Origin of the sequence: Rhodococcus sp. BP-332, from assembly GCF_019836065.1 — a bacterium.
Taxonomy (GTDB): domain Bacteria; phylum Actinomycetota; class Actinomycetes; order Mycobacteriales; family Mycobacteriaceae; genus Rhodococcoides.
Genome location: NZ_JABUEC010000002.1, coordinates 1 through 12,851 on the forward strand (window position 1 = coordinate 1; position 12,851 = coordinate 12,851).

Below are 12,851 nucleotides of genomic sequence, written 5' to 3' on the forward strand. Positions count from 1 at the left end.
CCGCACCGCCGCCTCCCCCGCCCCCCCGCGAGTACGCCGATATTGTCGTTGTGCGGCCCGCAATCACGACAGTTCGGACGTACTCGCGAGGGTGTGACTGCCCTACTGCGCGAGCGTCGCCGCAGCCTGGGCCCACAGAAAATACTTGTTGGTGCCGAGATCGCGCACCGTGGTGATGTTGAAGGCAGCCTTCAACTTCTCCGCATCGCCGTCGCTGACGCCCTTGAGGGCCGCGACCGGCGCGTCGGCCAGTTCCTCGATCGTCTTGTCCGCGTATGCCTTGTCGAACTTGTCGGCGATGCCTGCCATAACGTCCTCCTGACGACCGATGCACGCTCTGCGCACCCCGGTCGACAGTACGTTTCTCGACGGCTCGTGACCTGAGAGTGCGCTGAAAACACCGGCCGCACCATCATTTACGACGAATCGGGCGTTCCGCCGAGTGAGCGAGACCCGGTAGGTTCGGCGCCATGACCCTCCACACGGCGGTATTGCCGGGCGAACGTCGTCGAGCCACCGTGTTCCTTCATGGTCTCGGATCAGCGGGTGTCGCTGCCTTCGGGACCGTGGCCGCAGGACTGGACGACCGCCTGCGGTTGCTCCCGGACCTGCTCGGTTTCGGCAGCAGCGCCGACGTGCCGACCGACGGCTACACCCTGGACGATCACGCGCTCGCCGTCGCCCGGATGCTGGATCAGCACGAACTCGTCGGACTCGACGTCGTCGGACACAGTATGGGTGGATCCATCGCCATCGTCCTGTCGCGGGCACGACCCGACCTCGTACGACGACTGACCGTCCTCGAGCCGAACCTTCTCCCCTTCGACGGCGAGGCGAGTGTCGAGATCGCGGGACAGTCGGAAGAGGACTTCGCAACACAGGGAGTGACGTCACTCATCGCCCGGGCCGACGCCGCGTGGGCGGAGACGCTTCGGCTGGCCGATCCGGTCGCGCTCCACCGCAGTGCTGTCGGCCTCTGTGTGGGCCCGCCGGACACCACCGTTCTCGACATCCTGCTCGCGTCCCACGTGCCGAGAACACTCCTGTACGGATCGAGGACGGGAGAACCAACGCACACCGGCCGGCTTCGTCAGGCCGGTGTCGAGGTCGTCGAGATACCGAACGCCGGGCACGTGATGATGGCGGACGATCCCGCTGCCGTCATCCAGGTGCTCAGGTGATAGATGTGCCGGAGCGAGGTCGGCCGAAGACCGCCCGCACGGACTCCAGATCAGCAGCGACGGCGGCGCAGTCCCGCTCGAACTCGTCGTCGGTCATGTCCAGTTGCCGAACCGTGAACACCACCTCGGCGCCGTCCGGATGGGCGAGCACCCGCAGCGGGTTGTTCACGACGGTGCCGTCGGGCAGCGTCACGTCGTGATCCAGCACCCCGAAAGCGTTGCGCGGGATGAACCGCACCCGGACCGTGCCCATCGGTGACTCGGCCAGCAAGTCGTCACCGTCGCGGGTGAAGCCCGATGCGAGTCCTGCGGCCCAGGCAGTGAGGTTGTCCACATCGGCCAGGTAGCCGTACACCGCCTCGGGCGGTGCCGCGATCACCACACTCACATGTCGACTGATCATCGTAGGAGCGTAGCCACGCAGCAGGCTCTCCGCGAGTACGTCCACAGTGTCGTGATCAGCGGCGATGCGACGACACGTCGGACGTACTCGCGAGGCCAGGAAAGCCCGCGAAGCCCTGGAGGCCCGGGATGGCTCGTCAGGCCGGCTCGGCGCGCGTCCAGGTGTTCACGAAGCCCACTCCGCTGCGCACGAACAGCTGCGTCACGGGGCAGCGACGCTCGACCTCCGCGACGAAGTGATCGAACGCATCACCGGTCGCGTCGGTCTCCACCGTCGCCTCGACGGTGACGGTGTCGAAGTTCGAGTTCCCTTCGGCGCCGGTCACCAGGACGGCGGTGTCCAGATCACCCTGCACACGGAAGCTGAACTTTCCCAGCGTGATGCCGAGGTCCTTGGCGACGAGGGTGGCGGTGACCTGGTTGCACGAGGTCAGCGCACCGAGTGCGTAGAACAACGGACTCGGCGCCTCGTCCTTGCCGCCGAAGGCCGGGTACGCGTCGGCGTCGAACTCGTGCCCGGCCGTGCCCTCGACGACGAGGTGCTGGGCGACGCCGGTACCGGACGCCTCCACGACGAAGGGAACGACGGACGTGCGAATGGTGGAAGTCATACCTTCCACGGTCGAGCACCGCACGCGCTCTCACCAGTGTTGCGATCACGCAGATTCTCGGGCAGTCCGTCCGCCACCCCCACGCCGAGGCGTCCAGGTGACGCGACAGGTGTGCGACATTTCGGCGTTGCGCGTGCCTGCACCGGACCGGGCAGACTGGGATGACCACAACCCCACCTGAACAGGAGCCACACCGTGCCCTCAGTCGACCGGGACGTCGCCATCGTCGGAGCCGGGCCCTCGGGTCTCGCCGCCGCCACCGCGCTGCGGAAGGCCGGCCTCACCGTGGCCGTCCTGGAGGCACGCGACCGGGTGGGTGGCCGGACCTGGACCAAGGAGATCGACGGCGCCGTGCTCGAGCTGGGCGGCCAGTGGGTCTCGCCCGACCAGACGGCCTTGATCGACCTGCTCGGCGAGTTGGGGCTCGAGACGTTCGACCGGTACCGCGAGGGCGAGTCCGTCTACGTCGACACCGCGGGTGTCGCCACGCGCTACACCGGCGAGGACTTCCCCGTCGCGGAGTCGACCGTGAAGGAGATCGACCGTCTCATCGCGATGCTCGACACTCTGGCCGCGGAGATCGGGCCCGAGGAACCATGGGCCCATCCGCAGGCACGCGAGCTCGACACGGTGTCCTTCGAGGGATGGCTCGCGCAGCAGTCCGACGACGCCGAAGCCACCGCGAACATCGGCATGTTCATCGCGGGCGGGATGCTCACCAAGCCCGCTCATGCATTCTCTGCGCTGCAGGCCGTGCTCATGGCCGCGTCGGCAGGCTCGTTCTCGAACCTCGTCGACGACAGCTTCATTCTCGACAAGCGCGTCGTGCAGGGCATGCAGCAGGTGTCGGTCGCCATGGCCGAGCGCCTCGGTGACGACGTGCACCTGAACGCGCCGGTGCGGACGATCCGCTGGACCGACGACGGCGTCACCGTTCTCGCGGACGGGGAGCTCGAGGTGACGGCGCGCCGGGTGATCGTCGCCGTGCCGCCGAATCTGTACACGCGGATCTCGTACGACCCGCCCCTCCCTCGCCGTCAGCACCAGATGCATCAGCACCAGTCCCTCGGTCTCGTCATCAAGGTGCATGCGGTGTACGACAGTCCGTTCTGGCGGGAGGAAGGGTTGTCGGGCACAGGTTTCGGCGCCACCCAGATCGCCCAGGAGGTGTACGACAACACCAACCACGAGGACTCCCGTGGCACCCTCGTCGCCTTCGTCTCCGACGAGAAGGCGGACGCGATGTTCGAACTCGGCGCCGCGGAGCGCAAGCGCACGATCCTCGAGTCGATCGCCACGTATCTCGGACCGAAGGCGCTCGATCCGGTCGTCTACTACGAGTCCGACTGGGGCACCGAGGAATGGACGCGCGGCGCGTACGCGGCCAGCTTCGATCTCGGCGGTCTGCACCGCTACGGACGCGACGTCCGCACCCCGGTCGGCCCGATCCACTTCTCCTGCTCCGACATCGCGGCCGAGGGGTATCAGCACGTCGACGGAGCCGTGCGCATGGGCCACCGCACCGCCGAGGTGATCGTGAGCGCGCTTCGAGGCTGACCGTCAGGTCCCGCGTGCGATGAGGGCGAGCAGCAGCTCGGCGCGCACGCGGGCATCGTCGAGGGAGCACGGCACCGTCGCCTCGATGCGCGAGACCCTGCTGCGCAACGTGTGTCGATGCACCCCGAGGGCCGAGGCCGCCGACTCCCAGTGGCCGTTCGCCTCGAGGAACGCACGCAGGGACGCCACCAGGTCGGTCCCGTTGGCGGCGTCGTACTTCTCGAGGGGCGCGATGGTCGCGTCACCGACGGTAGCGAGGGCCTGACGCGTCGAGGCGTGCGCCAGCAGGACGCCGCCCACCAACGAGCCGAACTCCACGGGATCGGCGCCCGCCGCGGCGGACGACGCCGCCAGCCGACTCTCCTCCACCGCCTGCGCGAGCTGCGGAACAGGATGCGGCGCACTGATTCCCACCCGGAGCCGCCGACGTTCCGAGATCTCCAGACCGGCGATCGTCGATGCCGCGAACGTCGAATCGTCCGTTCCGCGCACCACCAGGGTCACCCGCGACGACCATCGTCGAGCGAAAAGCTGACGGCCCGCCGCTGCGCTGTGCGTCGCCATCGCGGCCTCGACACGCTGGGCTCGCGAGGGCGTGTCGGCATCGACGGTCACGGCGCGCACGGTGCCGTCGGCCCCCGCGGCCAGATCGATCTGCGCCCACACGGGTGCCAGGCCGTCGAGATCGGACAGCACGAGGCTCAGTGCCACGGAGTTGAGCTTGTCCTGCGCCGACTGCACCCGCGCCGGCTTCTCGAAGTCGAGCGCCAGGAGTGACGCCGCGTGGCCCACGAGGATGTGGTCGACGTTCCCCAGCACCGGCCCCACCACCGCTACGTAGCCGTGCGTCGCCGAGCCGATGGCGATGCGCTGCACACTGATCGAGATGCCCGCCGGGGTCACCGAGACCCGGCTGGACACGGTTCCGCGTTCGGCTGCGAGGGTGCGGATCTCGTCCAGCACACCGGAACCGCCACCGCGCGGATGCTGTTCGAGCACCCGTCCAGTGTCGTCGAGGAGCACCACCGCGGACGACGTGGCCGTCGCCAGCTCCCGGACGATCGCGGCGGCGCCCCCGGCGACCACGGCGCGGGTCATCCGCGGCTGCGCACGGGACGCACGCACGACGGCGTCGTACTGCTGCTCCGCCAACCGATTCATCACGAGAGTCACCACCGCCGCGAACGGCGTGGGCAGGGGGACCTCGAGGACGGGCAGACCCAGCCGATCAGCGGCCTCGACGAGGTCGGACGGCACCTCAGCGAAGGAGAGGCCCGTGCCGAACCCCACCGCCGCCACACCGGCGTCGTGCAGTCCCTCGAGGTACGCCACCCGCTCCGGTGTCGTCACCGGCAGCCTCAACCCCGTGGTGAGCAGCAGTTCTCCGCCGGAGAGCCACCGGAACGGTTCCGACAGTTCCGTGGTGTGCACGAACGACACCTCGCGGTCCAGCCCGCCCGCGCCGGCTCGCAGTTCGAGGGCGAGCGCCTTCTGCGCCAGAACCCAGCGCACCGACACCGTCACGACGTACCCCTCTCCGGTCGGGAAGCTCCCGACGCAAGAGAACACCCCCGCTACCGCACTGGACAAGTCGGAGTGCCCCACCCCCGGACGATCATCGTTTTGTCCGCTGCCGTTTCGCAGCGTCAGGCGCACACTGATCGAACCACCCAGCCGCCCCGACGGAGAGGTACCTCGTGTCGCACGACGTGCTCCGCAACTACATCGACGGCGAGTTCGTCGCCAGTTCGTCCACCCTGACTCTCGACCTGATGAGTCCGGTCACCGAGGAGATCGTGGGCGTCTCCCCCATCTCCACCGAGGCCGACGTGAACGACGCCGTGGCCGCCGCGGAGCGCGCCTTCGCCACGTGGGGCAAGACGACTCCGAAGACCCGGCAGACCGCCCTTCTGAAGCTCGCCGACGCCCTCGAGGCCCACTCGGACGAGCTCGTCGAGGCGCAGAGCCGCAACACCGGCCAGCTGAAGCAGGTCATCGCCGACGAGGAGGTGACCGTCGGAGCCGACCAGCTGCGGTTCTTCGCGGGTGCAGCCCGGATGCTCGAGGGGAAGTCCGCCGGCGAGTACATGGAGGGTTTCACCTCCTACGTCCGCCGCGAGCCCATCGGTGTCGTCGGCCAGGTGACGCCCTGGAACTACCCACTCATGATGGCCATCTGGAAGATCGGGCCGGCGCTCGCGGCCGGCAACACGATCGTTCTCAAGCCGAGCGACACCACGCCCGAGAGCACTCTGGCGCTCGCGAAGCTGTCCAAGGGAATCCTTCCCGACGGAGTGCTCAACGTGGTGCTCGGTGACGGCGGGACCGGCGCGACACTCGTCGGGCATCGGTCGCTGGGCCTGGTGTCCATCACCGGGTCCGTTCGTGCGGGCATCGAGGTCGCCGTCGCCGCCGCCCGCCAGCTCAAGCGCGCCCATCTCGAGCTCGGCGGCAAGGCTCCGGCCATCGTCTTCGGCGACGTCGACATCGCCTCGGCCGCGAGCGGTATCGCCGAGGCGGCCTTCTTCAACGCCGGTCAGGACTGCACCGCGGCGACCCGCGTGCTGGTGCACGAGTCGATTCACGATCAACTCGTCGACGCGCTCGCGGCCAAGGCCCGCGAGCTGACACCGGGCAGCCCGGACGACGCGGACGCGTTCTACGGACCGCTGAACAACAGTCGTCACTACGCGACGGTCACCGACAAGCTCGCGAACCTCCCGGCCTCCGCGACGATCGTCACCGGTGGCAACCGAGTGGGAGACAAGGGCTTCTACCTCGAGCCCACCGTGATCACCGGAGTCGACCAGCGGGACGACATCGTCCAGGAGGAGACGTTCGGACCGGTGCTGACGGTGCAACCGTTCGCCGACGAGGCCGAGGCGATCGAGAAGGCCAACGACGTACGGTTCGGGCTGGCCTCGAGCATCTGGACCAAGGACCACGGCGTCACCCAACGCGTCAGTGCGGCGCTGGACTTCGGCGCCGTCTGGATCAACTGCCACATCCCACTCGTCGCAGAGATGCCGCACGGCGGCTTCAAGTACTCCGGCTACGGCAAGGACCTCTCGGCCTACGGCGTCGAGGACTACACCCGCCTCAAGCACGTCATGAGCTCCCACGACTGACATTCCCTGCTCTGCGAAGGACTTCACCATGGACATCAGCTACCGCCTTCCTCAGAAGCGCGCTCTCCTCACCGAACTTCCCGGACCGCGTTCACAGGAACTGACGGCCCGACGACGCGCCACCGTCGCCGCCGGCGTCGGTTCCAGCGTTCCCGTCTACGCGGCCGATGCCGACGGCGGCGTGATCGTCGACGTGGACGGCAACTCGATGATCGACCTCGGCGCCGGGATCGCCGTCACGAGTGTCGGCGCCTCCGATCCCGCTGTCGCTGAGGCAGTCCGGGAGCAGGTCGGCCACTTCACGCACACCTGTTTCATGGTGACGCCGTACGAGGGCTACATCGCCGTCGCGGAGAAGCTCGCAGAGCTGACCCCGGGTGACCACGAGAAGCGCAGCGTCCTGTTCAACTCGGGCGCGGAAGCCGTCGAGAACGCGATCAAGGTCGCGCGACTGGCGACCGGCCGCGACGCCGTCGTGGCCTTCGACCACGCGTACCACGGCCGGACGAACCTGACGATGGCACTGACGGCGAAGACCATGCCGTACAAGGCGAACTTCGGGCCCTTCGCACCGGAGATCTACCGGATGCCGATGTCGTACCCCTACCGCGACCAGCCGGGGTTGACCGGTGAGCAGGCCGCGCTGGCGTCGATCGACCGCATCGAGAAGCAGATCGGCGCCGACGCGGTGGCCGCCGTCATCATCGAGCCCATCCAGGGCGAGGGCGGGTTCATCGTTCCCGCACCCGGATTCCTGCCGACTCTGCAAGCCTGGGCGCGGGAGAACGGCGTCGTGTTCATCGCCGACGAGGTACAGACCGGGTTCTGTCGAACCGGGTCGTGGTTCGCGAGCGACGACGAGGGAATCGTCCCCGACATCATCACGATGGCGAAGGGAATGGCAGGCGGAATGCCGTTGTCGGCCATCACCGGTCGCGCGGATCTCCTCGACCTCGTCCACGCGGGCGGGCTCGGCGGAACGTACGGAGGCAACCCGGTGGCCTGCGCGGCTGCCCTCGCTGCCATCGAGACCATGACCGCTCTCGACCTGTCCGGACGCGCCCGCCACATCGAGTCTCTCGCCATGCCGCGCCTGCGCGCCCTCGCCGAGGAGACCTCCGTGATCGGCGACGTCCGCGGACGCGGTGCGATGCTCGCCATCGAGCTCGTCCAGCCGGGCACCGACACCCCGGATCCCGTCATCACCAAGGCCATCGCGGCGCATGCTCTCGCGGAGGGCGTCGTACTGCTCACCTGCGGGACGTACGGCAACGTCATCCGGTTGCTGCCTCCCCTCGTGATCAGCGACGAGCTTCTCGACGACGCGATGACGGTGCTGGAGAACACGGTTCGAACGCTGGCGGCACAGTGACCGACTCTGCTTCCCTGCTCGCCTCCGTCCCCACCGGTCTGTGGATCGACGGCGCGTTCGTCGACGCCGCGGACGGCGGCACGTTCGCGGTGCACGATCCCGCCACCGGTGACGTGCTGGCCAGCGTCGCCGATGCCGGTGAGAAGGACGCACTGCGGGCGCTCGACAGCGCCGTCGCCGTGCAGGACGAGTGGGCGGCGACCGCACCTCGGACACGGTCGACGATCCTGCGCGCAGCGTGGGAAGCGGTCATCGAGCGCACGGAGGATCTCGCGCTCCTCATGACTCTCGAGATGGGCAAGGCCCTCCCGGAGAGCCGCGGCGAGGTGACGTACGGCGCCGAGTTCCTCCGCTGGTTCAGCGAGGAGGCGGTGCGCATCCAGGGCCGCTACACGCAATCTCCGTCCGGCGCGGGCCGCATCCTCGTCACGAAGGTTCCGGTGGGTCCCGTTCTCGCGGTGACTCCGTGGAACTTCCCGCTGGCCATGGGAACCCGCAAGATCGGCCCCGCCCTGGCGGCCGGGTGCACGGTGCTGGTGAAGCCGGCCGAGGACACGCCGCTGACGATGCTGCTGCTCGCCGAGATCATGGCGGGCGCCGGGCTGCCGGCCGGGGTCCTGTCGGTACTTCCCGCGTCGAACGCTCCCGCGGTCACCGAGCCCCTGCTCGCCGACGAGCGACTCCGCAAGGTCACCTTCACGGGTTCCACGCGCGTGGGCAAGATCCTCATCGAGCAGTCGGCGCGCAACGTTCTGCGTACCTCGATGGAACTCGGTGGTAACGCGCCGTTCGTGGTCTTCGACGATGCCGACATCGATGCCGCCGTCGACGGTGCCATGGCGGCGAAGATGCGCAACGGTGGAGAGGCCTGCACGGCTGCCAACCGGCTCATCGTCGCCGAGAGCGTCCGCGAGGAGTTCACGGAGAAGCTCACCGCACGGATCGCGGCGCTCACCGTCGGGCCCGGCTCGAGCGACGGGACGAACGTGGGGCCGTTGGTGAACGAGAAGCAGCGCACCAACGTGCGATCCCTCGTCGACGATGCGGTCGCCGCCGGCGCCCGGGTGCGCACGGGTGGTCACGTCATCGACGGCCCGGGCTGGTTCTTCGAACCCACCGTGCTCGACGAGGTTCCGGCGTCCGCACGCATCGTGCGCGAGGAGATCTTCGGACCCGTCGCGGCCATCACGAGTTTCGTGGCCGAGCAGGACGCCGTCGATGCCGCCAACGACACCGAGTACGGCCTTGCCGCGTACATCTACACCCGCGATCTCGATCGGGCACTGCGTGTCTCGGACAAGATCGCGAGCGGCATGGTGGGCGTGAACCGGGGTGTCGTGTCCGATGTCGCGGCCCCGTTCGGCGGAGTCAAGCAGTCCGGTCTCGGCAGTGAGGGTGGCACCGAGGGCATCGACGAGTACCTCGACACGAAGTACGTGGCTTTCCAGTAGGTCCGGTTCCACCGAAGCTTCCCGAAGGGACGCACCATGCGGTTGATCGTCGGTTATCTCGCCACTCCCACAGGAGAGGACGGGCTCGTCCTGGGTGTGCAGCTGGCCCGCAGTCTGGGTGCGGCGTTGGACATCTGCATGGTGGTGCCGCCCGACCGCGCCGTCCCGGCCGAGGCCAGGTTCGCCGAACTGCTCGCCCAGCGCGGCCGGGCGTGGCTCGACCAGGCAGCCGAGTCGGTGCCCGACGACATCGAGACCGCGGTGCATCTGAGCTTCTCGGAGTCGTTCTCGTCCGGCCTCATGGACGAGGCGGCGCGGCTCGGGTCGGACGCCATCGTCGTCGGTGGCGCCAAGGACGGCCTGCTCGGACGCCACACTCTGGGCACCGTGTCGACCGAGCTGCTGCACTCCGCCCCGATCCCGTTGGCCCTGGCGCCGTTCAGGTATCGCACGTCGACAGCCGACCGGATCCGCGAGGTGACGTGTGCCATGGGCACCCGCACGGGCGCCGACCTCGTGCTGCGCACCGCGGTCCGGTCGTGCGAGCGGATGCACACGTCGCTGCGACTGCTCTCGCTCGTTCCGCTCGACGACACCTCCGACGTCGAGTCCCTGCGCGACCCGGACCGAGAGGCGCGCGCCATCGACCACGCACAACAGATGCTCGACGCCGCCCGGTCCGGTCTGCCCGAGAGTCTGACGGTGACGTCCTCGGTTGCCGACGGCTCGACGGTCGAGGCCGCGGTGTCCGGTCTGACGTGGGAGGACGGCGACGTGGTCGTCGTCGGGTCCAGCCGACTTGCACAACCGCGCCGCCTGTTCCTCGGCTCGACCGCGTCGAAGATGTTGCGGGCACTGCCCGTTCCCATGGTGGTGGTGCCCAGCACCGAGTTCCGTTCCGACATGCCCAGCAGCACCGATCCGACGGAGGCTTCCCGATGAGCAGTGAACTCACGTCGTCCAAGGGACTGGCCGTCGGACGGATCGGCACGTTGTCCGGCGCCGTTCTCGGCATCTCGTCCGTCGCACCCGGATACACGCTCACCGCCAGCATCGGGTTGATCGTCGCCGCGGTGGGCCTGAAGATGCCGGCCATCTTCATCGCCGGGTTCATCCCCATGTTCCTCACCGCCTACGCGTACCGGGAGTTGAACTCCGACTCTCCCGACTGCGGCGCCTCGTTCACCTGGTCCACCAAGGCCTTCGGGCCCTACGTGGGCTGGATGTGCGGCTGGGGCATGGTCATCGCGACCATCATCGTGCTCTCCAACCTCGCGGCCATCGCCGTGCAGTTCTTCTATCTGTTCATCGCGAAGCTGTTCGACACTCCCTCCATCGCCGACCTGCCGGGCAACAAACTGGTCAACGTCGGTACGACGGTCGTGTTCATCGCTCTCGCCACGTGGGTGGCCAGCCGAGGGATCACGACGAGCGAGAAGCTCCAGTTCGCGCTCGTCGGCTTCCAGATGGTGCTGTTGATCGCGTTCGCCGTCGTCGCGCTGGTCCACGTCGGCGCGGGGGACGCACCGGCCGGGTTGTCGTTCGACATCGGCTGGTTCGATCCGTTCAGCGGACTCACCATGGGCGCCTTCGTCATCGGCGTCACCGGCTCGATCTTCGCGTTCTGGGGATGGGACACGTGCCTGACGCTGGGCGAGGAGTCCAAGAACCCCACGAAGACACCGGGGCGCGCGGGGTTGCTGTGCGTCGCGACCATCCTGCTGACCTACCTGCTCGTCGCGGTCGCCGCGATGATGTACGCCGGTGTCGGCGAGGAGGGTCTGGGGCTCGGCAATCCCGACAACGCGGAGAACGTCTTCGGTGCCCTGGCCGATCCGGTACTCGGCAGCTGGGGCGGCATGCTGCTCTACCTCGCGGTCTTCGTCTCCTCGATCGCCAGCCTGCAGACCACGTTCCTGCCGGCGGCGCGGACGTCGCTCGCGATGGCGGCCTACGGCGCCTTCCCCAAGAAGCTCGCCGAGGTGAGCCCGCGGTTCCTCGTCCCCTCCGCCGCCACCGTCGCGGCCGGTGTGATCACCGCGGTCTTCTACACGGCGGTGACCTTCCTGTCGGAGAACACCCTGATCGACACCATCGCGGCACTCGGCATCATGATCTGCTGGTACTACGGCATCACCGCATTCGCCTGCGTGTGGCACTTCCGTCGAACCCTGTTCGCCAGCGTTCGGAACACGGTGTTCCGGTTGATCTTCCCGTTGCTCGGTGGCCTGGTCCTGTTGGCGGTGTTCGTCGTCTCGGTCGAGGAGAGCATGGACCCGGAGAACGGCAGCGGCGCCGAGATCGGCGGCATCGGACTGGTGTTCTTCCTGGGCTTCGGCATCCTCATCGTGGGTGCGGTTCTCATGATGGTCATGCGCTTCGTGACGCCGGCGTTCTTCCGCGGCGAGACGCTCACCGTCGACACCGAGGCTCTGAAGGACGAAGCCGACCTGGTGGGGTGAGAGGCTCGTCAGCCGCGGGGCTCGTCAGCTGAGAGGCGAGCGTGCCTGCAGCCCCGCGATGAGCACTGCGAGCCCGAACTCGAACGCCGCGTCCGCGCGGCCGGCGCCCGAGGTCTCCAGCGCCGCGCGCATGGCGTCGTTCGCTTCGTCGGCCGAGGCCCAGACCTGTTCGGGCGCTGCGAGATCGAGCGCTGACCCGAGGACGAAACTGTCGACGGCGGTGATCGCGTGCAGCACCTCGGCGGGCGCGAAGCCGCCGTCGGACAGGGCCGTCGCCAACGCGTTGTACATGTCGAACGCCACGGCGGAGCGCACCGTGTGCGCCGTGAACAGGGGGATGGCGCGCGGATGTCGGGCGTAGTGGCGGCGGTACTCCTGCGCGATGCGGGAGACCGCCTCACTCCAGTCGCGGGAGTCGGCCGGGATCTCGATGCCCGCCATCATGCGCGTACGCATCAATTCCACGATCTCGGCCCGCCCCGCCACGTGGTTGTACAACGACGACGGCCGCACCGCCAGCCGCTCGGCGAGTCCCGGCATCGTGAAGTCGCCGTGCCGATCGACCAGCGCGAGTGCGGCATCGGTGATCAGGTCAGTGGACAGCAACCGTGTCGACGGACGCGGCATCGCCGGCTCCTTCCTCTTGCGTTCGGGCCGTCGTCACACCATACTTAACGAATCACATTC

The 12,851-nt window shown here is 68.3% G+C and carries 12 protein-coding genes; 7 read left to right on the forward strand and 5 right to left on the reverse strand.

Annotation, left to right across the window (positions count from 1 at the left end; translation table 11 throughout):
• Nucleotides 1–102: 102 nt before the first annotated feature.
• Nucleotides 103–309: a hypothetical protein gene (locus HQ314_RS05785; RefSeq protein ID WP_027504928.1), complete on the reverse strand. Its 207-nt coding sequence runs from the start codon at nt 307–309 to the stop codon at nt 103–105.
• Between the two features lie 161 nt (nt 310–470).
• Here HQ314_RS05785 and HQ314_RS05790 point away from each other — a divergent pair, with 161 nt between their 5' ends.
• Nucleotides 471–1,181 (forward strand): alpha/beta fold hydrolase, encoded by a 711-nt coding sequence (locus HQ314_RS05790; RefSeq protein ID WP_222649546.1) that lies wholly within the window; start codon nt 471–473, stop codon nt 1,179–1,181.
• Here the strand turns inward: HQ314_RS05790 and HQ314_RS05795 are convergent.
• Complete coding sequence (locus HQ314_RS05795; protein WP_222649547.1) at nt 1,174–1,584, reverse strand: SRPBCC family protein; 411 nt, start codon at nt 1,582–1,584, stop codon at nt 1,174–1,176. The two genes, HQ314_RS05790 and HQ314_RS05795, sit on opposite strands and share 8 nt — an antisense overlap.
• A gap of 136 nt (nt 1,585–1,720) precedes the next feature.
• Nucleotides 1,721–2,194, reverse strand: a complete 474-nt coding sequence (locus tag HQ314_RS05800) for an OsmC family protein (RefSeq protein WP_222649548.1) — start codon at nt 2,192–2,194, stop codon at nt 1,721–1,723.
• Nucleotides 2,195–2,389: 195 nt separating this feature from the next.
• On the opposite strand from HQ314_RS05800, the gene HQ314_RS05805 reads away from it, so the two are divergent.
• Nucleotides 2,390–3,751: an NAD(P)/FAD-dependent oxidoreductase gene (locus tag HQ314_RS05805; protein WP_056448326.1), complete on the forward strand. Its 1,362-nt coding sequence runs from the start codon at nt 2,390–2,392 to the stop codon at nt 3,749–3,751.
• Between the two features lie 3 nt (nt 3,752–3,754).
• On the opposite strand, the gene HQ314_RS05810 is transcribed toward HQ314_RS05805, so the two are convergent.
• Nucleotides 3,755–5,275 carry a PucR family transcriptional regulator gene (locus HQ314_RS05810; protein ID WP_222649549.1) on the reverse strand — a complete coding sequence of 507 codons (1,521 nt, stop codon included), beginning with the start codon at nt 5,273–5,275 and terminating at the stop codon, nt 3,755–3,757.
• A gap of 173 nt (nt 5,276–5,448) precedes the next feature.
• On the opposite strand from HQ314_RS05810, the gene HQ314_RS05815 reads away from it, so the two are divergent.
• The 5 genes from HQ314_RS05815 to HQ314_RS05835 are packed head-to-tail and all read left to right on the forward strand — an operon-like array spanning nt 5,449 to nt 12,164.
• Nucleotides 5,449–6,879 carry a gamma-aminobutyraldehyde dehydrogenase gene (locus tag HQ314_RS05815; protein WP_222649550.1) on the forward strand — a complete coding sequence of 477 codons (1,431 nt, stop codon included), beginning with the start codon at nt 5,449–5,451 and terminating at the stop codon, nt 6,877–6,879.
• Nucleotides 6,880–6,907: 28 nt separating this feature from the next.
• On the forward strand, nt 6,908–8,251 hold the full coding sequence (gabT, locus tag HQ314_RS05820) for a 4-aminobutyrate--2-oxoglutarate transaminase (RefSeq protein ID WP_222649551.1): 1,344 nt from the start codon (nt 6,908–6,910) through the stop codon (nt 8,249–8,251).
• Nucleotides 8,248–9,702, forward strand: coding sequence for an NAD-dependent succinate-semialdehyde dehydrogenase (locus HQ314_RS05825; RefSeq protein ID WP_222649552.1), 1,455 nt, complete (start codon nt 8,248–8,250; stop codon nt 9,700–9,702). The genes gabT and HQ314_RS05825 overlap by 4 nt, the downstream gene beginning before the upstream one ends.
• A gap of 36 nt (nt 9,703–9,738) precedes the next feature.
• A complete protein-coding gene (locus HQ314_RS05830; RefSeq protein WP_222649553.1) occupies nt 9,739–10,644 on the forward strand; it encodes a universal stress protein in 906 nt (301 codons plus the stop codon).
• Nucleotides 10,641–12,164 carry an APC family permease gene (locus tag HQ314_RS05835; protein ID WP_056448305.1) on the forward strand — a complete coding sequence of 508 codons (1,524 nt, stop codon included), beginning with the start codon at nt 10,641–10,643 and terminating at the stop codon, nt 12,162–12,164. The genes HQ314_RS05830 and HQ314_RS05835 overlap by 4 nt, the downstream gene beginning before the upstream one ends.
• A gap of 24 nt (nt 12,165–12,188) precedes the next feature.
• Here the strand turns inward: HQ314_RS05835 and HQ314_RS05840 are convergent, their stop codons facing one another.
• Nucleotides 12,189–12,791: a TetR/AcrR family transcriptional regulator C-terminal domain-containing protein gene (locus HQ314_RS05840; protein WP_222649554.1), complete on the reverse strand. Its 603-nt coding sequence runs from the start codon at nt 12,789–12,791 to the stop codon at nt 12,189–12,191.
• Between the last annotated feature and the right edge of the window lie 60 nt (nt 12,792–12,851).